The sequence below is a fragment of the Streptomyces sp. NPDC111628 genome (assembly GCF_055635195.1).
Map to the genome: position 1 here is coordinate 239,281 of NZ_JBVKBZ010000001.1, position 26,111 is coordinate 265,391.

Sequence of the window (26,111 nt, forward strand, 5' to 3'; positions counted from 1 at the left end):
ACCCGCCCGCCGCTCAGGGCACCGTCTCGCCCCGCACCAGCGGACGGCAGACCGGCTGGACGTCCTCGGGGAGCTCGTCCGGGCGGCACCAGCGGGCCTCCAGGATCTCGAAGGGGTCGAGGCGCAGCTCGCCGCCCAGGAGCCGGGCCTCGTACGCCACCTCCAGGCGGGTGCGCAGGCCGCTGTTGAGCATGACCAGCCGGCCGGCCTCCACGTCGAGGCCGGTCTCCTCCCTGACCTCCCGGACGAAGGTCTGCCGGAAATCCTCGCCCTTGTGCGCGAAGCCGCTCGGCAGACCCCACTGGCGGCCCGGCGCCCACAACCGGTGCTTCAGCATCAGGACCCGCCCCTCGTCGTCCCGCACGACGCCGGTCACGCCGACCACGAACTTGGCGTTCACCAGCCACATCAGGCGGCTCTGGACGGGGCGCAACAGGCGCCAGAGGCGGGTCAGGAGTCGTCTCACCCGGTGGACGGTACCCGCTCGGCGCGGGGGCGGGCCGGGGCGGTCCCGGCTCGCCTGGCGGACGTGCGTTGACAGCCGGACACCCCGGCCCTGACAGTTGCGTAAAAGCGCTACGTGCCTGACAGAGTCCATTACTCTGGACCGTGCAGTGCAGTATGCTGAACGACGTCCGCCCGCACACCGTCCCGGAGCCCCCGTGAGTACCCCCAGCGCCACCCCCGGCACCTCGTCCCCGGCCGCCGCGTCCGCCGCCGCGTCCGCCGTCGGTCACGCGTCCGTGCCGGACGGTGCGCCGGGTGATGCTTCGGGTGGGCGGTTCGGCGCCCTCGGCCCCGTCGGCCTGGTCCTCGCCGGTGGCATCTCCGTGCAGTTCGGTGCGGCGCTGGCGGTGAGCCTGATGCCGCGGGCCGGGGCGCTCGGCGTGGTGACCCTGCGGCTGGCCGTGGCCGCCGTCGTCATGCTCCTGGTCTGCCGGCCCCGGCTGCGCGGGCACTCCCGGGCCGACTGGGGCACGGTCGTCGTCTTCGGCATCGCCATGGCCGCCATGAACGGCCTCTTCTACCAGGCCGTCGACCGCATCCCGCTCGGCCCCGCCGTCACCCTGGAGGTGCTCGGCCCGCTCGCCCTGTCCGTCTTCGCCTCCCGCCGCGCGGTCAACCTGGTCTGGGCCGCGCTCGCCCTGGCCGGCGTCTTCCTGCTGGGCGGCGGCGGCTTCGACGGCCTCGACCCGGCCGGTGCCGCCTTCGCCCTGGCGGCGGGCGCCATGTGGGCGGCGTACATCGTCTTCAGCGCCCGCACCGGACGCCGCTTCCCGCAGGCCGACGGGCTGGCGATGGCGATGGCGGTCGGAGCGCTGCTGTTCCTGCCGCTGGGCATCGTGGAGTCGGGGTCGAAGCTGATCGACCCGATGACGCTCGCGCTGGGCGCCGGGGTCGCCCTGCTCTCCTCCGTCCTGCCCTACACCCTCGAACTCCTCGCGCTGCGCCGCCTGCCCGCGCCGACCTTCGCGATCCTCATGAGCCTGGAGCCCGCCATCGCCGCGGCGGCCGGTTTCCTCATCCTCGACCAGGCCCTGACCGCCACCCAGTCCGCCGCCATCGCCCTGGTCATCGCGGCCAGCATGGGCGCGGTACGCACCCAGGTGGGGCGGCGGCGCCCGAAGGTGCTGCCCGAACTGCCGTGAGCGCCGACGGGACCGCCCCGGCGCACGTGACCGCCCGGTGACGGCCCCGGCCCGCGTGACCCTCACCCGCAACGCATAGGCTGCGTACCTGGTCAGCTCATCGGGATCATGGGGAGGGAACCGATGAATCACACGGCCGAGGTCTTCCAGCCCTTGCAGGACGACGATCCGCGCACCGTGGCCGGTTACCGGCTCGCGGCCCGGCTCGGAGCGGGCGGCATGGGCCGGGTGTACCTGTCGCACACCCGGGGCGGCCGTCCCGTGGCCATCAAGGTCGTACGGTCGGAACTGGCCGACGACGCGACCTTCCGGCGGCGCTTCGGGCGGGAGATCACATCGGCCCGCACGGTGAAGGGCGCCTACACCGCCGAACTGATCGACGCCGACCCGGACGGCACCCCGCCCTGGCTGGCCACCCTGTATGTGCCCGGGCCCTCCCTGGCGGGCGCCGTCGCCCGGAGCGGGCCGCTGCCGGTGTCCGCGGTGCTCTGGCTGATGGCGGGGGTCGCCGAGGCGTTGCAGGCCATCCACGCGGCGGGGATCGTGCACCGGGACCTCAAACCGGCCAACGTACTGCTGGCCGCCGACGGACCGCGCGTCATCGACTTCGGCATCTCGCTCGCCGCCGACAGCACCGCGCACACCGCCACGGGCACCACCATCGGCACGCCCCAGTACATGGCCCCCGAGCAGGCCTCCGGGGGTGACGTCACGGCGGCGACCGACGTCTTCTCCCTCGGGCAGACGGCCGCGTTCGCGGTGCTGGGCAAGCCGCTGTACGGCGACGGTCCGGCAGCCACCGTGCTGTACCGGATCGTCCACTCCGAGCCCGACCTGTCCGCGCTGCCCGAGCGCCTGCGTGCCCTGCTCGGCCGGTGCCTGGCCGCCGACCCCGAGGAGCGGGCCACCCCGGCGGAGATCGTCGAGTGGTGCCGCCGGGAACTGGGCCGGGACGGCGGGGAGGACACCGGACCCGCCGTGTGGCGGGAGATCGCCGGGCCACCGGTGACGGTCCCGCCGCCGGTCGCGGCCACCGGGCCCGCGACCGCCGCGGCTCCGGTCGCGGCCCCGGGCCCGACCGCCGTGCACACCACGCCGTGGACCGTCCCGCAGGGCCATGTCCTACAGGGGACCGTCCCCCCGCCCTGGCCGAACGCCGCCGGACCGGGCGGCCCGTTCGTGCCGCGGCGGCCGGACGGGCCGGAGGAGCGCAGGCGCCGCCGGAGAAACGCCGTCCTGATCACGGCCGCCGCTGTCGTCGCGTGCGGCCTGGTGATCGCGGCGGGAACGGCCCTCCTCGACGCGGCGGGACGCGGCCTGGACCGGGCCCGGGACGCGGTCGAGTCCGCATCGGCGTCGGAGTCCGCGTCGGCATCCGGTACGCCCCGTCCGGTGGCGGAGGGGTCCGCGGCGGCCGGGAAAGCCACGCCGGGGGCCGATGCGCGGGGCGACTCGTCGGCCGGACGGCCTGACGGGGGGTCTGGCGGCTCCGCGGCCGGTACGACGCCGCCGCGGGCCCACGCCCACGGCGCCCTGCTGGTGAACGGCGACAACTCGATCAGCCTCACCGACGGCACGATGCGCGAGGACCGCAAGGGGGACATCCGCTTCGACTGCGCGAACGCGAGCTGCGCTCTGGAGAGTGACACCAGCGTCTTCACCATCCTGTTCGGTGACCCTGGCGCCGACTACGAGGAGTGCCGCCAGATGACCGCCGACCAGGACGCCCACCGCCTTCCGCTGGCCGCCGCGTCCGCCGGACAGGAGATCTGCGTCAGGCGGGACAACGGAGACATCGCCCTGTTCGTCGTCCAGGTGAAGTCGACCGCCATGCCGGAGTCCGCCTTCGTCACCATGGACACGACGGTCTGGCCGGCGGAGCAGAACTGAGACCGCGCGGTCGTTCAGCGGCCTGACACATCGATGTCGGGCCGCTCTCGCTTGCACCGGGAAAAATCATGCAAGCGTGCTTGATTGTTAATCACCGCCCTGCCATGCTCCTCACCACACCGCGCCGCACGCCGCCGTGCCCGAGGGGAGCGACCGTGTCCGACCCGACACCCGTGATCGACGACCTGCGCGAGGAGAGCGAGGAACTCGACGCCCTGGTAGCCGAGTTGAGTCCCGAGAGCTGGCACCTGGCCACCCCGGCGCCGGGCTGGACGATCGCCCACCAGATCGCGCACCTGAACTGGACCGACCGCGCCGCCCTGGCCGCCGTCACCGACGAGGACGGGTTCAGGGGACTGGTCGAGCAGGCGCTCGCCGCACCCGACCGGTACGTCGACGACGGCGCCGAGGAGGGGGCGAAGCAGGACCCCGCCACGCTGCTGACGGCCTGGCGGGAGGGCCGCGCCGCCCTCGACGGGGCGCTGCGCACCGCCGCCCCGGGCGCCCGCTTCCCCTGGTACGGCCCGCCCATGGCCACCGCCTCCATGGCCACCGCCCGCCTGATGGAGACCTGGGCCCACGGCCTGGACATCGCGGCCACCCTCGGAGTGTCCCGCCCGCCCACCGACCGGCTGCGCCACGTCGCCCGCATCGGCGTCCACGCCCGGGACTTCGCCTACGCCGCCCACGGGCTCACCCCGCCCGCCGAGCCGTTCCGCGTCGAACTCACCGCGCCGGGCGGGGACGTGTGGGCGTACGGCCCCGAGGACGCGCCCCAGCGCGTGACCGGCCCCGCGCTCGACTTCTGCCTCCTGGCCACCCAGCGTGCCCACCGCGCCGACCTCGCCCTCACCGCCGAGGGCCCGGACGCCGACCGCTGGCTGGACATCGCCCAGGCCTTCGCCGGACCGCCCGGAGCCGGACGCCCGCCGGGAGCCGGACGCCCGGCGCAGGGGGAGCCCCGGTGAGCGTGCTCCGCGTCGGCAACGCCTCCGGCTTCTACGGCGACCGCTTCGACGCCGTGCGCGAGATGCTCACCGACGGCCCGCTGGACGTCCTCACCGGCGACTACCTCGCCGAGCTGACCATGCTCATCCTCGGCCGGGACCGGCTGAAGGACCCCGGCGCCGGATACGCCCGCACCTTCCTGCGGCAGTTGGAGGAGTGCCTCGGCCTCGCCCACGAGCGGGGTGTGCGGATCGTCGCCAACGCGGGCGGCCTCAACCCGGCCGGACTCGCCGACGCCGTACGGGCACTGGCCGAACGGCTCGGCATCCCGGTGCGCGTCGCGCACGTCGAGGGCGACGACCTCACCGCCGCCCACCCGGGCGCGCTGGCCGCGCACGCCTACCTCGGCGGCTTCGGCATCGCCGCGTGCCTGCGGGCCGGCGCGGACGTGGTGGTCACCGGCCGGGTCACCGACGCCGCGCTGGTCACCGGGCCCGCCGCCGCGCACTTCGGCTGGGGGCCCACGGAGTACGACCGGCTCGCGGGCGCCGTCGTCGCCGGGCACCTGCTGGAATGCGGGGCCCAGGCGACCGGCGGCAACTACGCCTTCTTCCAGGACGGCGACGTACGGCGCCCCGGCTTCCCGCTCGCCGAACTGCACGCGGACGGCACCTCGGTGATCACCAAGCACGACGGCACCGGCGGCTTCGTCGACGTCGGCACGGTCACCGCCCAACTGCTGTACGAGACGGGCGGCGCCCGGTACGCCGGACCCGACGTCACCGCCCGGCTGGACACCGTACGGCTGAGCCAGGACGGGCCCGACCGCGTCCGCGTGGAGGGCGTGCGCGGCGAGGCTCCGCCACCCACCCTCAAGGTCGGCCTGAACCGCCTCGGCGGCTTCCGCAACGAGGTCGCCTTCGTCCTCACCGGCCTGGACGTCGAGGCCAAGGCCGAGCTGGTCCGGACGCAGCTGGAACCCGCCCTCGGCAGGATCACCGACGTCCGCTGGGACCTGGTCCGCACCGACCGGCCCGACGCCCCCACCGAGGAGACGGCCGGCGCCCTGCTGCGGCTCGTCGTCCGGGACGCCGACCAGCAGGCCGTGGGACGGGCGCTGAGCGGCGCCGCGATCGAGCTGGCCCTCGCGAGCTACCCCGGATTCCATGTGCTGGCGCCACCTGGGAAGGGCGCGCCCTATGGGGTCTTCGAGGATGTGTACGTCCCCCATGGGGCCGTCGACCATGTGGCCGTCCTCGATGACGGGCGGCGCGTGACCGTGCCGCCACCCCCGGCCGAGGACACCGTCGTACTCGCACATGTTCCGGAGCCACCCCTGCCGCGGCCACTCCCGCCGGGACCCGTCCGCCGCGCCCCCCTCGGGCTCGTCGCCGGTGCCCGCAGCGGCGACAAGGGCGGCAACGCCAACGTCGGCGTGTGGGCGCGGACCGACGACGCCTGGCGCTGGCTCGCCCACGAGCTGACCGCCGACCGGTTCCGCGAACTGATCCCGGAGGCCCGCGACCTGCCCGTCGCCCGGCACCGGCTCCCCAACCTGCGCGCCCTCAACTTCGTCGTCGAGGGCATCCTCGGCGAGGGAGTCGCCGCGCAGGCCCGTTTCGACCCGCAGGCCAAGGCGCTCGGCGAATGGCTGCGCGCCCGGCACCTGGACATCCCGGAGAGCCTGCTGTGACCGTCCCGCCGTACACCCCCGCCCCGGAGGTCCTGCCGTGACCGTCCTCGCCTCCGCCCTGGACCTCACCGACCCCGACCACCGCGCGCACCGCGAGGCCATGCTCGCCAAGCTCGCCGAGCTGGACGCCGAACACGCCAAGGCCCTCGCGGGCGGCGGCGAGAAGTACGTCGCCCGGCACCGGAAGCGCGGCAAGCTCCTCGCCCGGGAGCGCATCGAGCTGCTCCTGGACCCGGACACGCCCTTCCTGGAGCTGTCGCCGCTCGCGGCCTGGGGGAGCGAGGCACCCGGATACACAGTCGGAGCCTCCCTCGTCACCGGTATCGGCGTCGTCGAGGGCGTCGAGTGTCTGATCACCGCCAACGACCCGACCGTGCGCGGCGGAGCCAGCAATCCCTGGTCGCTGAAAAAGGCCCTGCGCGCCAACGACATCGCCCTCGCCAACCGGCTGCCCTGCATCAGCCTCGTCGAGTCCGGCGGCGCCGACCTGCCCTCCCAGAAGGAGATCTTCATCCCCGGCGGCGCGATCTTCCGGGACCTCACCCGGCTGTCGGCGGCCGGAATCCCCACCGTCGCCGTCGTGTTCGGCAACTCCACGGCCGGGGGCGCCTACATCCCCGGCATGTCCGACCACGTGATCATGGTCAAGGAGCGCGCCAAGGTGTTCCTCGGCGGTCCGCCCCTGGTCAAGATGGCCACCGGCGAGGAGAGCGACGACGAGTCGCTGGGCGGCGCCGAGATGCACGCCCGCACCTCCGGCCTCGCCGACCACTTCGCCGTCGACGAACCGGACGCCCTGCGCCAGGCCCGCCGCGTCGTCGCGCGCCTCAACCACCGCAAGGCGTACGCCGACCCGCCCCTGGCCGAGCCGCCCAAGTACGACGCCGAGGAACTCCTCGGCATCGTCCCCGGCGACCTGCGCACCCCCTTCGACCCGCGCGAGGTCATCGCCCGGATCGTCGACGCCTCCGACTTCGACGAGTTCAAGCCCCTGTACGGGACCAGCCTGACCACCGGCTGGGCGAGCCTGCACGGCTACCCGGTCGGCATCCTCGCCAACGCCCAAGGGGTCCTGTTCAGCGAGGAGTCGCAGAAGGCCGCCCAGTTCATCCAGCTCGCCAACCAGCGCGACATCCCGCTCCTCTTCCTCCACAACACCACCGGCTACATGGTCGGCAGGGAGTACGAACAGGGCGGCATCATCAAGCACGGCGCCATGATGATCAACGCGGTCTCCAACTCCCGCGTCCCCCACCTGTCCGTCCTCCTGGGCGCCTCCTACGGCGCCGGGCACTACGGCATGTGCGGCCGCGCCTACGACCCCCGCTTCCTCTTCGCCTGGCCCAGCGCCAAGTCCGCCGTCATGGGCCCGCAGCAGCTCGCCGGCGTCCTGTCCATCGTCGCCCGCCAGTCCGCCGCCGCGAAGGGACAGCCGTACGACGACGAGGGCGACGCCGCCCTGCGCGCCATGGTCGAGCAGCAGATCGAGTCCGAGTCGCTGCCCATGTTCCTGTCCGGGCGGCTCTACGACGACGGCGTCATCGACCCGCGCGACACCCGCACCGTCCTCGGCCTGTGCCTGTCCGCCGTCCACACCGCCCCCTACGAGGGCGCGCGCGGCGGCTTCGGCGTCTTCCGCATGTGAGGGTGAGAGACCAGTGATCACTTCCGTACTCGTCGCCAACCGGGGCGAGATCGCCTGCCGGATCTTCCGCACCTGCCGCGAGTCGGGCATCCGCACCGTCGCCGTGCACTCGGACGCCGACGCGCACGCCCTCCACGCGCGCGTGGCCGACGCCGCCGTACGCCTGCCGGGCGCGGCCCCCGCCGACACCTACCTGCGCGGCGACCTGATCGTGAAGGCCGCCGTCGCCGCCGGGGCCGACGCCGTCCATCCCGGCTACGGCTTCCTCTCCGAGAACGCCGGCTTCGCGCGCGCCGTACGGGACGCGGGGCTGGTGTGGATCGGGCCGCCGCCCGAGGCCATCGAGGCGATGGCGTCCAAGACCCGCGCCAAGGAACTCATGGGCCTCGCGCCCCTCACCGACGTCACCGAGGCCGACCTGCCGGTGCTGGTGAAGGCGGCGGCGGGCGGCGGCGGACGCGGCATGCGCGTCGTACGCCGCCTCGCCGACCTCGACGCCGCACTGACCGCCGCCCGCGCGGAGGCCGCGAGCGCCTTCGGCGACGGCGAGGTCTTCGTCGAGCCCTACCTGGAGAACGGCCGCCACGTCGAGGTGCAGATCCTCGCCGACACCCACGGCACGGTGTGGGCACTCGGCACCCGCGACTGCTCCCTCCAGCGCCGCCACCAGAAGGTGATCGAGGAGGCCCCCGCACCCGGCCTGACACCCGAACTCACCGCCGAACTCCACGACCTCGCCGTACGCGCCGCCCGTGCCGTCGACTACGTCGGCGCGGGCACCGTCGAGTTCCTCGTCGCCGACGGCACGGCGCACTTCCTGGAGATGAACACCCGCCTCCAGGTCGAACACCCGGTCACGGAGGCGGTCTTCGGCATCGACCTCGTCGCCCTCCAGCTCCGGATCGCCGAAGGCCACGCCCTCGAAAACGATCCCCCGCGCGCGCGTGGCCACGCCGTCGAGGCCCGCCTCTACGCCGAGGACCCGGCGAGCGGCTGGGCCCCGCAGACCGGCCGTCTGCACCGCCTCACCATGCCCGACGGCATCCGCCTGGACACCGGCTACACCGACGGCGACGACATCGGCGTCCACTACGACCCGATGCTCGCCAAGGCGGTCGCCCACGCACCCACGCGCGCGGAAGCCGTCCGCCGTCTCGCCGGAGCCCTGGAACGGGCGGCGGTCCACGGCCCGGTCACCAACCGCGACCTGCTCGTCCGCTCCCTGCGCCACGAGGAGTTCACCTCCGGCCACATGGACACGGGCTTCTACGACCGCCACCTCGCCGCCCTCACCGAGCCGGCCCCCGACCCCCTCGCTCCGCTGGCCGCCGCCCTCGCCGACGCGAGCACCCGCACGGGCCGCTTCGGCGGCTGGCGGAACCTGCCCTCGCAACCGCAGGTCAAGCGGTACACCGTGGCGGGCGAGGAACACGAGGTCCGCTACGAGCACACCCGCACCGGCCTCACCGCCGAGGGCGTACGCGTCGTCCACGCCGGCCCCGACCGGGTCGTCCTCGAAACGGACGGCGTACAACGCCCCTTCGACATCGCCCGCTACGGCGACCACATCCACGTCAACACCACGCGCCTCACCGCCCTGCCCCGCTTCCCCGACCCCACCACCCAGCACGCCCCCGGCTCCCTCCTGGCCCCCATGCCGGGCACGGTCGTCCGCATCGCGGAGGGCCTGACCGAGGGCACCACCGTCCAGGCGGGCCAGCCCTTGCTGTGGCTGGAGGCCATGAAGATGGAACACAGGATCACCGCCCCGGTCACGGGAGTACTGACGGCTCTGAACGCCGTTCCTGGCCACCAGGTGACGGTCGGTTCTCTCCTGGCGGTGGTGCAGGAGACGTAGGGGCGCGGGGAACTGCGCGGCCAGCCACAACGAACCCGCACCCGAAGGAGCACAGTGACCACCCTCATCGAATCCGAAGAGCACAAGTCCCTCCGCGAAGCGGTGGCGGCATTCGCCCAAACCCACCCCCACACCCTCAACGCCGAGGACAACAAACGCCTCTGGCAGGACGCAGCCAAGCTCGGCTACATCGGCGTCAACCTGCCGGAGGCATACGGCGGAGGCGGCGCCGGCATCACCGAACTCTCCCTCGTCCTCGAAGAGCTGGGCGCCGCAGGCAACCCCCTCCTCATGATGATCGTCTCCCCGGCGATCTGCGGCACCGTCATCGCCCGCTTCGGCACCGACGAGCAGAAACGCGAGTGGCTCCCGCCACTCGCCGACGGCACCCGCCTCATGGCCTTCGGCATCACCGAACCCGACGCCGGCTCCAACAGCCACCGCATCACCACCACCGCCCGCCGCGACGCGGCCACGGGCGACTGGATCCTCACCGGCCGCAAGGTCTTCGTCTCCGGCGTCGACCTCGCCGACGCCACCCTGATCGTCGGCCGCACCGAGGACGCCCGCACCGGCAAACTCAAGCCCTGCCTGTTCATCGTCCCGCGCGACGCCCCCGGCTTCGAGCGCCGCCCCATCGAGATGGAACTCAACGCCGTGGAGCGGCAGTTCGAGCTGACCCTCGACGACGTACGGCTGCCCGCCGACGCCCTGGTCGGCGACGAGGACGCGGGGCTCCTCCAGCTCTTCGCGGGCCTCAACCCCGAGCGCGTGATGACGGCCGCCTTCGCGATCGGCATGGGCCGCCACGCGCTCGCGAAGGCCGTCGAGTACGCCCGTGAGCGCACCGTGTGGAAGACCCCCATCGGCGCCCACCAGGCCATCGCCCACCCCCTCGCCCAGGCGCACATCGACCTCGAACTCGCCCGCCTGATGATGCAGAAGGCGGCCCACCTGTACGACGCGGGCGACGACGTCGGCGCGGGCGAGGCCGCCAACATGGCCAAGTACGCGGCCGGTGAGGCCTGTGTGAAGGCCGTCGACCAGGCCGTGCACACCCTGGGCGGCAACGGCCTCACCCGCGAGTTCGGGCTCGCCCGGCTGATAACGGCCTCGCGCGTGGCCCGTATCGCCCCCGTGAGCCGGGAGATGATCCTCAACTACGTCTCCCACCAGACCCTGGGCCTGCCCAAGTCGTACTAGGCCCGTACGAGGCCGTATCCAGCCCGCGTTGGAGGAACCGTGTTCCGCAGCGAGTACGCAGACGTCCCGCCCGTCGACCTGCCCATCCACGACGCCGTGCTCGGCGGGGCCGCCGCCTTCGGGAGCACCCCGGCGCTGATCGACGGCACCGACGGCACCACCCTCACCTACGAGCAGGTGGACCGGTTCCACCGGCGCGTCGCCGCCGCCCTCGCCGAGACCGGCGTGCGCAAGGGCGACGTCCTGGCCCTGCACAGCCCCAACACCGTCGCCTTCCCGCTGGCCTTCTACGCCGCCACCCGCGCGGGCGCCTCCGTCACCACGGTGCACCCGCTCGCCACCGCCGAGGAGTTCGCCAAGCAGCTGAAGGACAGCGCGGCCCGCTGGATCGTCACCGTCTCACCGCTCCTGTCCACCGCCCGCCGGGCCGCCGAACTCGCGGGCGGCGTCCAGGAGATCCTGGTCTGCGACAGCGCGCCCGGCCACCGCTCACTCGTCGACATGCTGGCCTCGACCGCGCCCGAACCGTCCGTCGCGATCGACCCGGCCGAGGACGTCGCCGCCCTGCCGTACTCCTCGGGCACCACCGGCACCCCCAAGGGCGTCATGCTCACCCACCGGCAGATCGCCACCAACCTCGCCCAGCTCGAACCGTCGATGCCGTCCGCGCCCGGCGACCGCGTCCTCGCCGTGCTGCCGTTCTTCCACATCTACGGCCTGACCGCCCTGATGAACGCCCCGCTGCGCCTCGGCGCCACCGTCGTCGTCCTGCCCCGCTTCGACCTGGAGCAGTTCCTCGCCGCCATCCAGAACCACCGCATCACCAGCCTGTACGTCGCCCCGCCGATCGTCCTGGCCCTCGCCAAGCACCCCCTGGTCGCCGACTACGACCTCTCCTCGCTGAAGTACATCGTCAGCGCCGCCGCCCCGCTGGACGCCCGCCTCGCCGCCGCCTGCTCCCGGCGGCTCGGCCTGCCGCCCGTCGGCCAGGCCTACGGCATGACGGAACTGTCCCCGGGCACCCACGTCGTGCCCCTCGACGCCATGGCCGACGCGCCGCCCGGCACCGTCGGCAGGCTCATCGCCGGGACCGAGATGCGCATCGTCTCCCTCACCGACCCCGGCAAGGACCTGCCCGCGGGCGAGTCCGGGGAGATCCTCATCCGGGGCCCCCAGATCATGAAGGGCTACCTCGGCCGTCCCGACGCCACCGCCGCCATGATCGACACCGACGGCTGGCTGCACACCGGCGACGTCGGACACGCCGACAGCGACGGCTGGCTGTTCGTCGTCGACCGCGTCAAGGAACTGATCAAGTACAAGGGCTTCCAGGTGGCCCCCGCCGAACTGGAGGCCCTCCTGCTCACCCACCCCGGCGTCGCCGACACGGCCGTCATCGGCGAGTACAACGACGACGGCAACGAAGTACCGCACGCCTTCGTCGTCCGCCAGCCGGCCGCACCCGACCTCGCGGAGGGCGAGATCATGATGTACGTCGCCGAACGCGTCGCCCCCTACAAACGCGTCCGCAAGGTCACCTTCGTCGACGCCGTCCCGCGTGCCGCGTCCGGCAAGATCCTCCGCCGCGAGCTGAGGGAGCGGCAGTGACCCCGACCGCCCGCGTCGACCGCACGCGCGCGCGGGGCGTCGAGACCCTCACCCTCGACTCCCCGCACAACCGCAACGCCCTGTCCGCCGCCCTCGTCGGGGACCTCGGCGACGCCCTCACGCAGGCGGGCGAGGACCCCGGCGTCCGCGCCGTCGTCCTCACCCACACCGGCAACACCTTCAGCGCCGGTGCCGACCTGCGCGACCCGCCCGACCCGGACGCCCTGGTCGGCCTGTTCCGGCTGATCGCCGAGGCGCCGAAACCGGTGATCGCCCGGGTCGCCGGGCACGTCCGCGCGGGCGGGCTCGGCCTGGTCGCCGCCTGCGACATCGCGGCGGCGTCCACGGAGTCCACCTTCGCCTTCACCGAGGTCCGCATCGGCGTGGCACCCGCCGTCATCTCCCTGACCCTGCTGCCCCGCGCCGACCCCCGCGCCCTCGCCCGCTACTACCTCACCGGCGAGCGCTTCGACGCCGCCGAGGCCGCCCGCACCGGCCTGGTCACCGCGGCGGGCGACGACGTGGACGCCGTACTCGAACCCGTACTCGACGGTGTGCGCCGTGCCTCACCGCAGGGCCTGGCCGAGACGAAACGGCTGCTCACGGCTAGGGTGCTGGAGGCCTTCGACCGGGACGCGGCCCACCTCACCGCGCTCTCGGCCCGGCTGTTCGCCTCCCCGCAGGCCCGCGAGGGGATGACGGCCTTCCTCGAACGACGGGATCCGGAATGGGTGGTGTGAGCGGCGCCGTGAACGCGGCCGACCGCGCCGAGCGCGTGCCCAAACAGGACCGCAGCCGGGCCACCCGGCAACGGCTCCTGGAAGCCGCCGTGGCCTGCCTCGCCGCACGCGGCTGGGCCGGCTCCACGGTCTCCGTCGTCGCCGAGCACGCCGGGGTCTCCCGCGGCGCCGCCCAGCACCACTTCCCGACCCGCGAGGACCTCTTCACCGCGGCCGTGGAGTACGTCGCCGAGGAACGTTCCGTCGCGCTGCGCGCCCTGTTCCCCGAGGGAGCCGCCGCCGACGACCGGCGCGCGGTGGTCGCCGCCCTCGTCGACCTCTACACCGGCCCGCTCTTCCGCGCCGCCCTGCACCTGTGGGTGGCCGCCTCCAACGAGGAGCAGCTGCGCGGCCGGGTCACCGAGCTGGAGGCCCGCGTCGGCCGCGAGAGCCACCGCATCGCCGTCGACCTCCTCGGCGCCGACGAGACCCGCCCCGGCGCCCGCGAAACCGTCCAGGGCCTCCTCGACATGGCCCGCGGCCTGGGCCTGGCCAACCTCCTCACCGACGACGGGGCCCGGCGGGAACGGGTGGTGGAGCAGTGGGCGCGGCTGCTGGAGCAGGAGTTGGACGGGGAGGCGGGCTGACGCCGTGGGGGACCGGTTCCAGGTGATCGTCGACCTCGACGCGGACGACAGCGAGGCCGGGCCGCTCGCCCGGCGCGTGCGGGAGTGGCTCGTGGCCGAGGGCGTCGTCCTCGGCGAGCGCACCCCCTGCGTCCCGGGTCAGCCCCTGGGGCACCCGCCCGGCCCGCACTGGGAGCGGGCGGTGACCGACGACTGGGACTTCCCACCCTCGGACGGCCTCGCCGTCCACACCCGGCGCACCGGCTTCACCAGCGGCGCGGACCTGCCGGGCGCGGCCCTGTGCCCCCGGTGTGCGGCGTCCGTCGCCCTCGACGACGCGGCCGCCTGGCAGATCTTCAGCACCGCGATGCAGGCCTGGCACGACACGGGCGCGGCGGCGGTGGACTGCCCGGCCTGCGCCGCGCCGGTCCCCGTCCAGGACTGGGCCTGGGACGAGGCGCCGCTCGCTCTCGGCCACCTCGGCTTCGAGTTCTGGAACTGGCCCGACCTCACCGACGACTTCCGGGCCCGCGTCGCCGCCCGCCTCGACGGCCACCGCACCACGTATCTCTGGGGCAGGTTCTAGACGCGGCGCCGGGGCCCGTCACGGGCTGAGCCGCTCCACCCGCCAGCCCCCGCCGACCTCCGCCGCGTACCGCAGCCGGTCGTGCAGCCGGTTCTCCCGGCCCTGCCAGAACTCCACCGCCGCCGGCACCACCCGGAACCCGCCCCAGTGCGGCGGCACCGGCACCTGCTCGCCCTCCGGATACCGCGCCGCCAGTTCGGCGTACGCCGTGTCCAGGGCCCGCCGCCCGGCCACCACCGTGGACTGCGCGCTGGCCCAGGCACCCAGCTGGGAGCCGTGCGGTCGGGTCCGGAAGTAGGCGGCGGTCTCGTCCCGCCCGGTGCGCCGCGCGACGCCCGTGACCACGACCTGCCGGGCCATCGGATGCCAGGGGAACAGCAGCGACACGTGCGGGTTCGCGTCCAGCTCGCGCGCCTTGCGGGAGTCGTAGTTGGTGTAGAACACGAAGCCCTGCTCGTCGAAGTGCTTCAGCAGCACCGTGCGGGAGCTGGGCCGCCCCTCGGCGTCCGCCGTGGAGACGACCATGGCGTTCGGCTCGAACAACCCGCCGTCCGTCGCCGCCTGCTTGAACCAGCGCGCGAACTGCTCGACGGGCGTCGCCGCCAGCTCGGTCTCGGACAGCCCCTCGGCCCGGTACTGCTTGCGCATCGAGGCGAGATCGAAGGGGACTTGGTCGGCGGCGGGGACGGCGGAATCGGCTTCGCGATCGGTCACGGCGCCCATCCTGCCGTATCCGTCCGGTCGCCCGGCCGCCGGTCGCCCTGCCGCCGGTCGCCCGGCCGCCGGTCGTCCGGTCACCGGCGGCACGGTGCGGGCAGCCGGTGGCACTCAGTGCCGCAGGCACTCCCCAAACGGGGCACCCGGGGATATGGTGCTTGGTCCCGCTCCGGCCGGATGACCGACCGCCGTACGGGGCATCACAGGGGTGACCGCCGGGACCGCGAGTCGGCCACACGACCGTGGATCCATGGAGGCGCCGCACCGTCTCCGCACAGGTCGCCGTACACCACTGATCACGAGGAGCCGCCTGATGTCCGACTTCGTACCCGGGCTAGAGGGAGTCGTCGCCTTCGAGACGGAGATCGCCGAACCCGACAAGGAGGGCGGTGCCCTTCGCTACCGCGGCGTCGACATCGAGGACCTCGTCGGGCACGTCTCCTTCGGCAACGTCTGGGGCCTGCTCGTCGACGGGGCCTTCAACCCCGGCCTGCCGCCCGCCGAGCCCTTCCCCATCCCCGTGCACTCCGGCGACATCAGGGTCGACGTCCAGTCCGCCCTCGCCATGCTCGCCCCCGCCTGGGGCCTCAAACCCCTGCTCGACATCGACGCCGCCCAGGCCCGCGACGACCTCGCCCGCGCCGCCGTCATGGCCCTGTCCTACGTCGCCCAGTCCGCGCGCGGCCAGAGCCTGCCCATGGTCCCGCAGCGCGAGATCGACAAGGCCCAGTCCGTGGTCGAACGCTTCATGATCCGCTGGCGCGGCGAACCCGACCCCAAGCACGTCGCCGCCGTCGACGCCTACTGGACCTCCGCCGCCGAGCACGGCATGAACGCCTCCACCTTCACCGCCCGCGTCATCGCCTCCACCGGCGCGGACGTGGCCGCCGCCCTCTCCGGGGCCGTGGGCGCCATGTCAGGACCGCTGCACGGCGGCGCCCCGTCCCGCGTCCTGCACATGATCGAGGAGATCGAGCGCACCGGCGACGCCGAGGCCTACGTCAAGAAGACCCTCGACGCGGGCGAACGCCTCATGGGCTTCGGCCACCGCGTCTACCGCGCCGAGGACCCGCGGGCCCGCGTCCTGCGCCGCACCGCCCGCGAACTGGGCGCCCCCCGCTACGAGGTCGCCGAGGCCCTGGAAAAGGCCGCCCTCGCCGAGCTGCACGCCCGCCGCCCCGACCGGGTGCTGGCCACCAACGTCGAGTTCTGGGCCGCCATCATGCTGGACTTCGCGGAGGTCCCGGCCCCCATGTTCACCTCGATGTTCACCTGCGCCCGCACCGCCGGCTGGTCCGCGCACATCCTGGAACAGAAGCGCACCGGCCGCCTGGTCCGCCCCTCCGCCCGCTACGTGGGCCCGGGCACCCGCGACCCGCGCGAGATCGAGGGCTACGCCGACATCGCGGGCTGACCGCCCCTGAAACGCAGGCGACCCGCGAGTCTGGTTCCTCCGTGGAGGAGCCGGCCGGACGTACCGGCGACTCGCGGGTCGGGTGACTGCTTGGGATTGGGCCGGCTGCACGCGTCTGTCACGCGCTGGTCCGGCGCCGCACTCCGTGTGGTGCCGGGCCGCTAGCCCGCAGCCACCTCACGCGTCCGGATGTCATACATTTGCCGAACCACCTCCCTTCTGTGTACGCACCACCCTAAGAACCGGTCGGCCGCCGATCAATCGAATTTCCGGGCCGATTCGTCGTTGATCTCCCATGGACGCGTCTTCGCTGGTCACCTACGGTTTCGCTCATGACGAAACGACTGGGGGAGCCGCCGGTCAGGCGGGCGATAGCCAGCGGGTCGACGTTCGAGGAGCGGATCGGGTACGCCCGCGCCGTCGTCGACGGGGACTGGGTCCACGTGTCCGGGACGACCGGCTTCGACTACGCGACGATGACGATCTCCGGGGACGTGGTGGAGCAGGCCGAACAGTGCCTGCGGAACATCGGGTCCGCGCTCGCAGAAGCGGGATGCACGTTCGCGGACGTGGTGCGGGTGCGGTACCTGCTGCCCGCGCGGGAGGACTTCGAACCGTGCTGGCCCGTGCTGCGCCGGGCGTTCGGACAGGTGCGGCCGGCCGCGACGATGATGGTGTGCGGCCTCGCCGACGAGCGGATGCGGATCGAGGTCGAGGTGTACGCGCGCCGGGGAACGGTCGCGACCGGAGCGGGCGCGGCGCTGCGGATCGAGCCGGTGGCCGGGGACGCCATGGTCGAGGAGTGGCGGCACGTGCACAACGTGATCGTGCCGCCGGCCGCCATGACCCACGACGAGGCGCGGGAACGCGCCGGACGCAACCGCCTGGCCAACGCCTACCTCGGGGACACGCTCGTCGGCTGCTCCACCGTGCGGCCGCCCGGGGACGAGGAGCGGGTCGCCACCGTGATCGCACGGACGCTGCCCGCGTACCGGGGACGCGGGATCGGCACGGCGCTCTACGAGGAAGGGCTGACACACGCGCGCGTGCTGGGTGCCCGAGCGGTGGAGACCGTGGTGCTGGCCGCCAACAGCGACGGGTTGCGGTTCGCCGGGGCGCGCGGGTTCGTGGAGAAGGAGCGGTACGTGCTCGACGGCGAGCACGACGAGTGGGTCGATCTGACGCTCGCCGCCCCTCCGGCCTGATCCGTCATGCCCCCGCCATGCCCCGTCATGACGGGGGCGTATGCCGAGTTTCCGCAGTACAACGATTTCCGCGAACTTGCGGGAACTCGGTGTGTGCTGCATCACGTTCGAGTTGAATGAAGGCCAGTGAGCGAACCGACGTACCGTACGGCGGACGCAGCCTGCAGGGGGTCCAGGTGAGTGCTTCCCGGCGTAGTGGGACCACCGACGAGCTGGGGCCGGACGAGCCGGAGCAGCCCGAGCGGGACGGCGCGGACCTGTTGGCCGCGCTTCTCGACGGCATGGACGCGGCCCTGTGCGCCTTCGACGCGGACGGGATCGTGACCCATTGGAACCGCGAGGCGGAGCGGATCCTCGGCTGGAGCGCGGCCGAGGCCGTGGGACGGCAGGGCTTCGCGGGGTGGGCCGTGCGCAGCGCGGACGCCGGGGAGGTCGAGGACCGGCTGCTGTCCGCCATGCGGGCGCCGGGCCGCCAGGTGAACGAGTTCGCACTGCTGACCAAGGACGGCGGCCGGGTGCTGGTGCGCACCCAGTCCGCGGCGGTGCGCGGCCCCGACGGGCGCCCCGCGGGGGTGTACTGCGCGTTCAGCGAGGTGCACGCGCAGATCGACCTGGAGCGGTCCATCGCGCTGAGCGAGGCCCTGCTGGAGGACGCGAGCTGGGGTGTCGTCCTGGTGGACGCGGACCTGCGCCCCGCCGTGGTCAACGCGCACGCGGCACACGCGCTCGGGGCCGGACGCACGTCCGTGCTGGGGCGGCCGCTCGGCGACCTGCTCGCCCAGGGCGTCGAGGAGCTGGAGAACGCGCTGACGCACGTCCTGGCCGAGGGCGCGCCACCCGCACCCGCCGAGGTGTGGGTGAGCCTGCGCACCCCCGAGGGGGAGCGGCGCCGGTGCTGGCGCAGCGGGTTCGTGCGGCTGGCCTCGCCGCTCGCGGAGGAGCCGGTGCCGCTGGGCGTCGGCTGGCTGTTCCAGGACGTCACGGAGTCGAAGCAGGGCGAGCAGGAGGCGGCGCTGCTGCGCTTCCGGGCCAACCAGCTGCACCGGGCGGCGCGCGCCGCGGCCGAGTGCGAGGACCCGGCCGAGGCCGCGATCGTCCACCTGGACTTCGCGCTGGCCGGGTTCGCCGACCACGCCCTCATCGACCGCGTGGTGGGCGGCGCGACGTCGGACACCGACGCCGCGGAGCAGGTGCGGCTGGTCCGGGTCGCGGCCACACCGTCCGGCGCGCCCGGGCCCAGCGTGCCGTCCGGGACGTCCGGGATGCCGGTGCGCTACGGCGAGGGCCACCCCGCCGTGCAGTGCGTGGAGCGGGCGGGCTCGGTCCGGGCCAGCGCCGGTGTGCGGGCGGTCCCGGCCGAGCAGGTGCGCCGGTGGGCCACGGCCCGCCAGTGGCCGGAGGACACGGTGCACGGCCTGTGCGCGGTGCTGCGCAGCCGCGGCCGGACCCTGGGCGTCGTCACGTTCCTGCGCGGCGCGGGCCGCAGCGCCTTCGAGCGGCCGGACGCGATGTACGCGGAGGACGTGGCGGTCCGGATCGCCACCGCGCTGGACCTGGCCGGCGCGATGGAGCGGCCCTAGGGGGTCCGTCCGGCCGGGGTGCCGGGTGCGTTCAGCGGCGGTAGAAGATGCGCTCGCCGTACTGCTCCAGTACGCGGGCGTTCCATTCGTGGCCGCCGTCCACGTTGCCCGAGCGCAGCAGCGGGGGTTCGATGCCGCGGTCGGCGAGGGTGGCGGCGGCCGTGGCCGTGACGGCCTGCATCAGGGCGGCGGTGACGACCGTGGAGGCGGGTGCGAAGGGGGCGGGGACGGTGTCGAGGGTGAGTTCCGCGTCGCCGACGGCGATCTTGGAGTCCAGCACGATGTCGCAGTGGTCCTTGAGGAAGGTGCCGGAGGTGTGCCGCGACGTCGTCTGCGACGCGTACGCGACCGAGGTCACGCCGATGACCCGCAGGCCGAGGGCGCGGGCGTGCATGGCCATCTCCACGGGCAGGGCGTTGCGCCCGGAGAGGGAGATGATCACCAGGGCGTCGCCCGCGCGGAGCGGCGAGGAGTCCAGTACGGCGCTCGCGAGGCCGTCGACCCGTTCCAGGGCGGAGCCGAGGGTGGCCGGCATGACGTCGATGCCGACGACGCCGGGCACGGTGAGCAGGTTCATCAGGGCGAGCCCGCCGGCGCGGTACACGACGTCCTGGGCGGCGAGGGAGGAGTGACCGGCGCCGAAGGCGAAGAGCCGGCCGCCGTTCTGCACGGTGTCGGCGAGCAGCGTGCCGGCCGCCTCGATGCCGGCCGCCTCCTCGTCGCGGACGCGTCGCAGGAGGTCGATCGCCGCGTCGAGGAACTGGCCGGCCGGCTTGTGGTCGCTCATGCGGGGCCCCTTCGGAGTGGCTGTGTCGCGGATCACGGTGCGGTCTGGACCAGTGCGGTGTCAATACGGCGTCGACGCGGCGGACAGGGCCCGGGCGGGCGCCGTGGGGACCGGCTTTTCGCGGCGAGGCACGGTTGTCGGTGGTATGCGTCAGAATTGGTGGCAGGGCCAGCGCACGCGCCGGTGGGCCGTAGCCTCCGGCAATCTCATCGAGGGGCACGTATGTCCGGACTGATCGACACCACGGAGATGTACCTCCGCACCATCCTCGAGCTGGAGGAGGAAGGTGTGGTCCCGATGCGCGCCCGGATCGCCGAGCGGCTCGACCAGAGCGGCCCGACGGTCAGCCAGACGGTGGCGCGGATGGAGCGCGACGGGCTGGTGTCCGTGGCGGCGGACCGGCATCTGGAGCTGACCGACGAGGGCAGGCGGCTGGCGACGCGCGTGATGCGCAAGCACCGGCTCGCGGAGTGCCTGCTCGTCGACGTGATCGGCCTGGAGTGGGAGCAGGTGCACGCGGAGGCGTGTCGCTGGGAGCACGTGATGAGCGAGGCGGTGGAGCGCCGCGTGCTCGAGCTGCTGCGGCACCCGACCGAGTCGCCGTACGGGAACCCGATCCCGGGCCTGGAGGAGCTGGGCGAGACCGACGGGGCGGATCCCTTCCTGGACGAGGGGATGGTCTCCCTGGCCGACCTCGACCCGGGGCTCGAGGGCAAGACGGTCGTCGTGCGCCGGATCGGCGAGCCGATCCAGACGGATGCGCAGCTGATGTACACGCTGCGCCGGGCCGGGGTGCAGCCCGGCTCGGTGGTGAGCGTGACCGAGTCGGCGGGCGGCGTGCTGGTGGGCAGTGGCGGCGAGGCCGCCGAGCTGGAGTCGGACACCGCCTCCCACGTGTTCGTCGCCAAGCGCTGACCGCGCCCGGAGAGGACCGTTGTCCGGGGCCCGTGGATTCGGGCTTCCTGTGCGCCGAATCGCAGCGGTCGGGCGATTCGCGTGCGAGGCTGTCGCGTGAGGCACCGGACGTGAGGGGCTCTTGGCCGTGGCTGACAGCGATGTCGCCCGGGCCGGAGAGGGGGAGGGGCATGCCGGAGAGACGGCCGGAGAGACGGAGAGGGCCCCGGCGCCGTGTGGCGCCGGGGCCTGTCCTCCCCTGTGCTGACCTGGAGCCCCGAGCTCTCAAGGTCAATCCCCTCGGACCGTTTTCCCCGAGCGGTCCGCCTCCCGTTGAAGATCTCCCCTGGGCGGCGGCGATCAATCCCTGAGCGGTGTCACTCGAATGAGGGGTGTTGCTCGTCGAGACGGCTCTTTCGAATGGGTATTCGATAAGCTTCGATACTCTGCACGGCAGGCAGGACACGGTTCACAGGACCGGCCGGTCCGCGAGGGCGGACGGGTGGGTCCGAGCGGAGCTTGGGGGTGCCAGGACCAATGGCGCGGCGCATCGACGTGACCGGCGCGGGCGGCGTACGCCTCGCGGCCTGGGAGTTCGGCGACCCTCCCAAGACCGACCGGGGCCACGACCCGGCCACACCCGCATCAGGCACCGGGGACCTGCCCGGCGTCCTGTTATTGCACGGCCTGATGGGCCGCGCCTCGCACTGGGCCCCCACGGCCCGCTGGCTCTCCGCCCGCCACCGGGCCGTCGCCCTCGACCAGCGCGGCCACGGCCGCAGCGACAAGCCCCCACGGGCCGCCGCCTACACCCGGGAGGCCTACGTCGAGGACGTCGAGGCCGCCCTGGAGCAGCTCGGCCTCGGCCCGGCCGTCCTCATCGGCCACGCCATGGGCGCGCTGACCGCCTGGCAGCTCGCCGCCAAACGCCCCGACCTGGTCCGCGGTCTGATCATCTGCGACATGCGGGCCTCCGCCCTCGGCTCCGCCTCGCAGCACACCTGGACCGAGTGGTTCCGCGCCTGGCCGGTCCCCTTCGCCACGCTCGCCGACGTCCGCAAGTGGTTCGGCGAGGACGACCCGTGGGTGGAGCGGCCGAACCCGGCCCGCGGCGAGTTCTACGCCGAGGTGATGGCCGAGTCCCCGGACGGCTGGCGCCCCGTCTTCGAACCCGAGCAGATGCTGCGCTCCCGCGAGACCTGGGTCTACGACGCGCACTGGGAGGAGCTGGCGCAGGTGCGCTGCCCCACCCTGGTCGTGCGCGGCCTCGACGGCGAGCTGGGCCGCGCCGAGGCCCAGGAGATGGTCCGCGTCCTGCCGAGCGGCCAGTACGCGGAGGTCGCCGACGCCGGCCACCTCGTCCACTACGACCAGCCGGAGGCATGGCGAACGGCCATCGAGCCGTTCCTCACCGCCCTCGGCGACACCTGACCGCCCCGCCCCAGCCTGACCGGCCCCGTCTGCCGCCCCCGCGCCACGCCCGCCCTCTGCCCAATCGGGTCCCGTCCGTTGCCCGCACTGCCGTGGGCCGAGCGTCGTCCGGCGTCGTGCGCAACCGCCGACTGCGCGCCAGCCGCTGCCTGCCTGACCGGGCCCCGTCCGACCCCTGCCCATCCGAGCCTCGTCCGTCGCCCGTGCTGCCGTGGGGTCGAGCGCCGTCCGGCGGCGCGAGCAACCGTCGACGGCGTCCCGCCCGCTCCCGTGCACCGCCGCCCTCGTGCGCCGCCCGCCGCCCCCGGGCGGCCCGGTCCGTCAGCCCTTGCTGACCGCCGTGAGGATCTCCGGCAGTCGCCCGGCCGTGCGTGGCGCGGCCAGTCGCAGGCCCAGCAGCGTCAGCACCGCGCCGTACACCGCGCCGACCGGCAGCAGCAGCCAGCCCAGGTCCCCGGCGCTCTCGCTCACGTTCAGCCAGATCGTCAGCGCGATCACGGGCGAGCACAGCAGGGCCGCGCCGATCATGCCGCCGAAGATCGAGACCCAGGCCAGCCCGACCTGACCGGGGGCGACGTTCTTGTACCCCTCCTGCGGGATGGAGTACGGGAAGCGCGCCGACGTCCACGCGCCGGTCGCCAGCATCGCGCCGAGCAGCGCGAAGGACAGGCCGAGCGCCTCGGGCAGGGCCCGCCAGTCGTCGAGCATCGCGGTGGTCAGCACCGTGACGAGGGTGGCGTACGGCAGCGTGATCAGCAGCAGCGCCAGCGCGCGGGCCCGCAGTTCGACGTAGGCGTCCCTGGTCGAGGAGATCGTCATCGCGACCATCCAGAACGCGGACGTGTCCTGCCCGAACTGGTTGTACATCTGGATGCCGAGCATCCCGGCCGCGAAGCAGGCGAAGTAGACCGAGCCGGTGCCCTGCCAGGCGTTGAACACCGGCACGATCAGGCCGATGGCCAGCGAGGTCACCCACGCCGCCTTGGTCTTCGGGTCGCGCCACACATAGCGCAGGGTGCGCTCCATGGTGGTGCCGGTACGGCCCGTCGGCAGCCACCGGGCGAGTCCGGCCGACCCGCGCTCGCGCACCGGCCCGGTGTCGCTCTGGAGCGTGGAGCCGTCGGGCTCCGTCATCAGCCGCGTCAGATGCCGCGCCCACACCCGCAGCAACAGCACCAAAGCCGCGGCGGTCAGCGCCAGCTGGGCCAGCGCGGTGCCGTACGATCCGTCGCTCGCCGCGTCCATCGCGCCGACCGCCGACGCGGGCGGAATCCAGCGCACCACGTCGGCCACCGGATCCAGCTCGCCGAGCCCCGACGAGCCCAGCCGCTGCGCGCCGAAGTTGACGAGCTGCGCGCCGATCGCGACGACCAGCCCGCTCAGCACCGCGAGATCGCGGCCCTTGCGGCTGGTCAGCAGCCGGACGTTGGCGGCGGCGACGGCCCGCGCGAGGGTCACGCACACCAGCAGCGCGAGGACCGCCCCGACGACGCCGACGGCGTACGCCGCCCCGCCGTGCGCGACCGCGACCACGGAACCGGCGAACATGCACAGCGTGAACAGCGGCCCGATGCCCACCAGGGAGGAGGTCAGCAGGGCCCGCACCAGGGGCCCGGGCCGCAGCGGCAGCATCACCAGCCGGGTCGGGTCGAGCGTCTCGTCGCCGCCGGGGAAGAACAGCGGCATCACCGCCCAGCCCAGGGCGAGCACCGCGGCGAGCAGCACGACCAGCGAGTCCACGTGCGCGTACCCGCGCAGTGCGATCAGGCCGATCAGCTGGAGCGCGGCGAACAGCAGCACGAGGACGGCCGAGGCGATGTAGGCGGCCCGCCGCCCGCCGGACTGCCGCAGCCCGTTGCGCAGGAGCGACAGCTTCAGCCGTACGAAGACGGACGTGAGGGACGAGCCGGACGGGACCGACGGTCCCGGCGGGACGGGTGTGGTCGGTGTGGTCCGCGTGCTCATCGGGAGCCGCCGCCCAGCCAGTCCAGATCCGACCCGGCGTCGCGGCCGCCCGCACCGACGAGTTCGAGGAACGCCTCCTGCAACGAGGCCGCCTGGCCGCGCACCTCGGCGAGCGTTCCGGTGGCCCGGATGCGTCCCGCGGCCATCACGGCCACCCAGTCGCACAGCGACTCCACCAGCTCCATGACGTGCGAGGAGAAGACGACGGTGGCGCCGGAGGCGGTGTAGCGCTCCAGGACGCCCCGGATGGTCTGCGCGGAGACCGGGTCGACGCCCTCGAACGGCTCGTCCAGGAACAGCACTTCCGGATTGTGCAGCAGTGCCGCGGCCAGGCCGATCTTCTTGCGCATGCCGGTCGAGTAGTCGACGACCAGCTTGTGCTGGGCCCCGGCGAGGTCGAGCACGTCGAGGAGCTGGGTGGCCCGCTTGTCGACCTCGTCGCCGGGCAGCCCGCGCAACCGGCCCGTGTAGCCGAGCAGTTCCCGCCCCGACAGCCGCTCGAAGAGCCGCAGCCCCTCGGGCAGCACCCCGATCCTGGCCTTCACCTCGACCGGATCGCGCCACACGTCGTGCCCCACGACCTCGACCGTCCCCTGATCGGGGCGCAGCAGCCCGGTCACCATGGAGAGCGTGGTGGTCTTCCCGGCCCCGTTGGGCCCGACGAGCCCGATGAACTTCCCGGCCGGCAACTCCAGATCGACCCCGCCCACGGCCACCTGCTGCCCGAACCGCTTCCAGAGCCCCCGAACCCGCACGGCGCTACCACTCACCACATCTCCCTCCGTCGTGATGAACCCTACGGGGGGAAGAGCGCCCCGAAAGGGGCGCGGGGCTGTGTCGGTATGCGGCTCCGCCGCGTGGGCGCGAGCAACCACATCCGGCGGGCAGCCGCCGAAATCGGGTAACCCGGCAGACGAAAGGGCGCCCCTACCGATCCCTGCCGCACGCATAGGTCAACGCCGAGATCAGCTCCTCCACATCCGGCAGCCACCGGTTCACCGCGGTCGGCCGGCAGGCCCACTGCACGGCACCGCACGTCCCGATCCGCGTAGGCGGCGCCGCCACGTACGCCCCCTCCCCGAGCACGGCCAGATCAAGGACCCGGGGCTCCCACCCCAGCCGCCGCACGAGATCCGGCACCTTCACCCCCGCACCCGGCAGAACGAAGAACCGCATCCGCCGGTCCGGCGCCAGCGTGACCGGCCCCAGCGTCAGCTCCATCCGCTGCATCCGTGCCAGCGCCAGGAATCCGGCGGTCTCCGGCACGTCGATCGCGTCGAACGTCCGCCCCGTGGGCAGCAGGATCGACGCCGACTGCTGCTTCTGCCACATCCGCCGGGCGACGGTCGCGCTGCCCGTCGCCTGCGCCGCCCAGTCCTCGCGCGCCGGGTGCGCGCCCGGGGCGGCGCACGCCGGGTCCCCGCAGGAGCAGCGCTGCACCCCGTCGCCGGGCACCAGCCAGGTGCCGGGAAACACGTCCCAGTGACGCTCCTCGGCGTAGCGAACGGCGGTCTCCAGCAGCGACGTACCGCGCTGCTGCGGGATCTGGGCGGCTTCGGTGCCGGGGATGGTCTCTTCCACGTGGAACTCAACTCCCGGGCTCACCAGGGGTTACGGGGGCGGCGCGCGCGGGGGCGGTGCATCGGCACGGCATTCGGGGCGCATGGGTGCATACGTGGGGGCGCGCAGGAGG

22 protein-coding genes are annotated in these 26,111 nt (G+C 73.6%); 16 read left to right on the top strand and 6 right to left on the bottom strand.

Annotation, left to right across the window (positions count from 1 at the left end):
* Positions 1 to 13 precede the first annotated feature (13 nt).
* Entirely contained in the window at positions 14 to 466 is a 453-nt protein-coding gene (locus ACZ7MF_RS01200) for an NUDIX hydrolase (protein WP_471473800.1), read from the bottom strand.
* Between the two features lie 196 nt (positions 467 to 662).
* On the opposite strand from ACZ7MF_RS01200, the gene ACZ7MF_RS01205 reads away from it, so the two are divergent.
* The 11 genes from ACZ7MF_RS01205 (at position 663) to ACZ7MF_RS01255 (ending at position 14,425) form a co-directional block, all read left to right on the top strand.
* Entirely contained in the window at positions 663 to 1,649 is a 987-nt protein-coding gene (locus tag ACZ7MF_RS01205; protein WP_471473801.1) for an EamA family transporter, read from the top strand.
* A gap of 123 nt (positions 1,650 to 1,772) precedes the next feature.
* Positions 1,773 to 3,539, top strand: a complete 1,767-nt coding sequence (locus ACZ7MF_RS01210) for a serine/threonine-protein kinase (protein ID WP_471473803.1) — start codon at positions 1,773 to 1,775, stop codon at positions 3,537 to 3,539.
* 155 nt (positions 3,540 to 3,694) lie between these two features.
* Entirely contained in the window at positions 3,695 to 4,507 is an 813-nt protein-coding gene (locus ACZ7MF_RS01215) for a TIGR03084 family metal-binding protein (protein WP_471473804.1), read from the top strand.
* Positions 4,504 to 6,180, top strand: coding sequence for an acyclic terpene utilization AtuA family protein (locus tag ACZ7MF_RS01220; RefSeq protein ID WP_471473806.1), 1,677 nt, complete (start codon positions 4,504 to 4,506; stop codon positions 6,178 to 6,180). The genes ACZ7MF_RS01215 and ACZ7MF_RS01220 overlap by 4 nt, the downstream gene beginning before the upstream one ends.
* Positions 6,181 to 6,217: 37 nt before the next feature.
* Positions 6,218 to 7,825: an acyl-CoA carboxylase subunit beta gene (locus ACZ7MF_RS01225; protein WP_471473807.1), complete on the top strand. Its 1,608-nt coding sequence runs from the start codon at positions 6,218 to 6,220 to the stop codon at positions 7,823 to 7,825.
* 13 nt (positions 7,826 to 7,838) lie between these two features.
* Positions 7,839 to 9,683 (top strand): acetyl/propionyl/methylcrotonyl-CoA carboxylase subunit alpha, encoded by a 1,845-nt coding sequence (locus tag ACZ7MF_RS01230; RefSeq protein WP_471473809.1) that lies wholly within the window; start codon positions 7,839 to 7,841, stop codon positions 9,681 to 9,683.
* Positions 9,684 to 9,737: 54 nt separating this feature from the next.
* Positions 9,738 to 10,886 (top strand): acyl-CoA dehydrogenase family protein, encoded by a 1,149-nt coding sequence (locus ACZ7MF_RS01235; RefSeq protein ID WP_471473810.1) that lies wholly within the window; start codon positions 9,738 to 9,740, stop codon positions 10,884 to 10,886.
* 39 nt (positions 10,887 to 10,925) lie between these two features.
* Complete coding sequence (locus ACZ7MF_RS01240) at positions 10,926 to 12,494, top strand: 4-coumarate--CoA ligase family protein (protein WP_471473812.1); 1,569 nt, start codon at positions 10,926 to 10,928, stop codon at positions 12,492 to 12,494.
* On the top strand, positions 12,491 to 13,234 hold the full coding sequence (locus tag ACZ7MF_RS01245; protein ID WP_471473813.1) for an enoyl-CoA hydratase family protein: 744 nt from the start codon (positions 12,491 to 12,493) through the stop codon (positions 13,232 to 13,234). Before ACZ7MF_RS01240 ends, ACZ7MF_RS01245 begins: the two co-directional genes overlap by 4 nt.
* On the top strand, positions 13,222 to 13,860 hold the full coding sequence (locus tag ACZ7MF_RS01250) for a TetR/AcrR family transcriptional regulator (RefSeq protein WP_356863272.1): 639 nt from the start codon (positions 13,222 to 13,224) through the stop codon (positions 13,858 to 13,860). The genes ACZ7MF_RS01245 and ACZ7MF_RS01250 overlap by 13 nt, the downstream gene beginning before the upstream one ends.
* 4 nt (positions 13,861 to 13,864) lie before the next feature.
* On the top strand, positions 13,865 to 14,425 hold the full coding sequence (locus tag ACZ7MF_RS01255; protein ID WP_471473815.1) for a hypothetical protein: 561 nt from the start codon (positions 13,865 to 13,867) through the stop codon (positions 14,423 to 14,425).
* Between the two features lie 18 nt (positions 14,426 to 14,443).
* Here ACZ7MF_RS01255 and pdxH read toward each other — a convergent pair whose 3' ends face one another.
* Entirely contained in the window at positions 14,444 to 15,148 is a 705-nt protein-coding gene (pdxH, locus tag ACZ7MF_RS01260) for a pyridoxamine 5'-phosphate oxidase (RefSeq protein WP_471473817.1), read from the bottom strand.
* Positions 15,149 to 15,455: 307 nt separating this feature from the next.
* Here pdxH and ACZ7MF_RS01265 point away from each other — a divergent pair, with 307 nt between their 5' ends.
* The 3 genes from ACZ7MF_RS01265 to ACZ7MF_RS01275 all read left to right on the top strand — a co-directional run bounded on the left by ACZ7MF_RS01265 (position 15,456) and on the right by ACZ7MF_RS01275 (position 19,341).
* Positions 15,456 to 16,556, top strand: a complete 1,101-nt coding sequence (locus tag ACZ7MF_RS01265) for a citrate synthase 2 (RefSeq protein ID WP_030399319.1) — start codon at positions 15,456 to 15,458, stop codon at positions 16,554 to 16,556.
* A 332-nt stretch (positions 16,557 to 16,888) separates the two neighbouring features.
* Entirely contained in the window at positions 16,889 to 17,761 is an 873-nt protein-coding gene (locus ACZ7MF_RS01270) for a GNAT family N-acetyltransferase (protein WP_471473818.1), read from the top strand.
* A 176-nt stretch (positions 17,762 to 17,937) separates the two neighbouring features.
* Entirely contained in the window at positions 17,938 to 19,341 is a 1,404-nt protein-coding gene (locus ACZ7MF_RS01275) for a PAS domain-containing protein (RefSeq protein WP_471473820.1), read from the top strand.
* A 31-nt stretch (positions 19,342 to 19,372) separates the two neighbouring features.
* On the opposite strand, the gene ACZ7MF_RS01280 is transcribed toward ACZ7MF_RS01275, so the two are convergent.
* Positions 19,373 to 20,128, bottom strand: a complete 756-nt coding sequence (locus tag ACZ7MF_RS01280) for an SIS domain-containing protein (protein ID WP_356863262.1) — start codon at positions 20,126 to 20,128, stop codon at positions 19,373 to 19,375.
* A 222-nt stretch (positions 20,129 to 20,350) separates the two neighbouring features.
* Between ACZ7MF_RS01280 and ACZ7MF_RS01285 the strand changes: the two genes are divergently transcribed.
* Both ACZ7MF_RS01285 and ACZ7MF_RS01290 read left to right on the top strand, forming a co-directional pair.
* Positions 20,351 to 21,043 (top strand): metal-dependent transcriptional regulator, encoded by a 693-nt coding sequence (locus tag ACZ7MF_RS01285; RefSeq protein ID WP_471473821.1) that lies wholly within the window; start codon positions 20,351 to 20,353, stop codon positions 21,041 to 21,043.
* 516 nt (positions 21,044 to 21,559) lie between these two features.
* Positions 21,560 to 22,453 carry an alpha/beta fold hydrolase gene (locus ACZ7MF_RS01290; protein ID WP_471473823.1) on the top strand — a complete coding sequence of 298 codons (894 nt, stop codon included), beginning with the start codon at positions 21,560 to 21,562 and terminating at the stop codon, positions 22,451 to 22,453.
* A gap of 321 nt (positions 22,454 to 22,774) precedes the next feature.
* Here ACZ7MF_RS01290 and ACZ7MF_RS01295 read toward each other — a convergent pair whose 3' ends face one another.
* The 3 genes from ACZ7MF_RS01295 to ACZ7MF_RS01305 form a co-directional block, all read right to left on the bottom strand.
* Positions 22,775 to 24,418: a transporter gene (locus ACZ7MF_RS01295; protein WP_471473824.1), complete on the bottom strand. Its 1,644-nt coding sequence runs from the start codon at positions 24,416 to 24,418 to the stop codon at positions 22,775 to 22,777.
* Positions 24,415 to 25,191: an ABC transporter ATP-binding protein gene (locus tag ACZ7MF_RS01300; RefSeq protein WP_471473826.1), complete on the bottom strand. Its 777-nt coding sequence runs from the start codon at positions 25,189 to 25,191 to the stop codon at positions 24,415 to 24,417. Before ACZ7MF_RS01300 ends, ACZ7MF_RS01295 begins: the two co-directional genes overlap by 4 nt.
* Before the next feature lie 154 nt (positions 25,192 to 25,345).
* Positions 25,346 to 25,999 carry a bifunctional DNA primase/polymerase gene (locus ACZ7MF_RS01305; protein WP_471473827.1) on the bottom strand — a complete coding sequence of 218 codons (654 nt, stop codon included), beginning with the start codon at positions 25,997 to 25,999 and terminating at the stop codon, positions 25,346 to 25,348.
* Between the last annotated feature and the right edge of the window lie 112 nt (positions 26,000 to 26,111).

Coding starts and splice junctions, on each gene's coding strand:
- ACZ7MF_RS01210 (WP_471473803.1), top strand. CDS start 1,773: ATGAATCACACGGCCGAGGTCTTCCAGCCCTTGCAGGACGACGATCCG.
- ACZ7MF_RS01250 (WP_356863272.1), top strand. CDS start 13,222: ATGGGTGGTGTGAGCGGCGCCGTGAACGCGGCCGACCGCGCCGAGCGC.
- pdxH (WP_471473817.1), bottom strand. CDS start 15,148: ATGGGCGCCGTGACCGATCGCGAAGCCGATTCCGCCGTCCCCGCCGCC.
- ACZ7MF_RS01265 (WP_030399319.1), top strand. CDS start 15,456: ATGTCCGACTTCGTACCCGGGCTAGAGGGAGTCGTCGCCTTCGAGACG.
- ACZ7MF_RS01270 (WP_471473818.1), top strand. CDS start 16,889: ATGACGAAACGACTGGGGGAGCCGCCGGTCAGGCGGGCGATAGCCAGC.
- ACZ7MF_RS01280 (WP_356863262.1), bottom strand. CDS start 20,128: ATGAGCGACCACAAGCCGGCCGGCCAGTTCCTCGACGCGGCGATCGAC.
- ACZ7MF_RS01285 (WP_471473821.1), top strand. CDS start 20,351: ATGTCCGGACTGATCGACACCACGGAGATGTACCTCCGCACCATCCTC.
- ACZ7MF_RS01290 (WP_471473823.1), top strand. CDS start 21,560: ATGGCGCGGCGCATCGACGTGACCGGCGCGGGCGGCGTACGCCTCGCG.
- ACZ7MF_RS01295 (WP_471473824.1), bottom strand. CDS start 24,418: ATGAGCACGCGGACCACACCGACCACACCCGTCCCGCCGGGACCGTCG.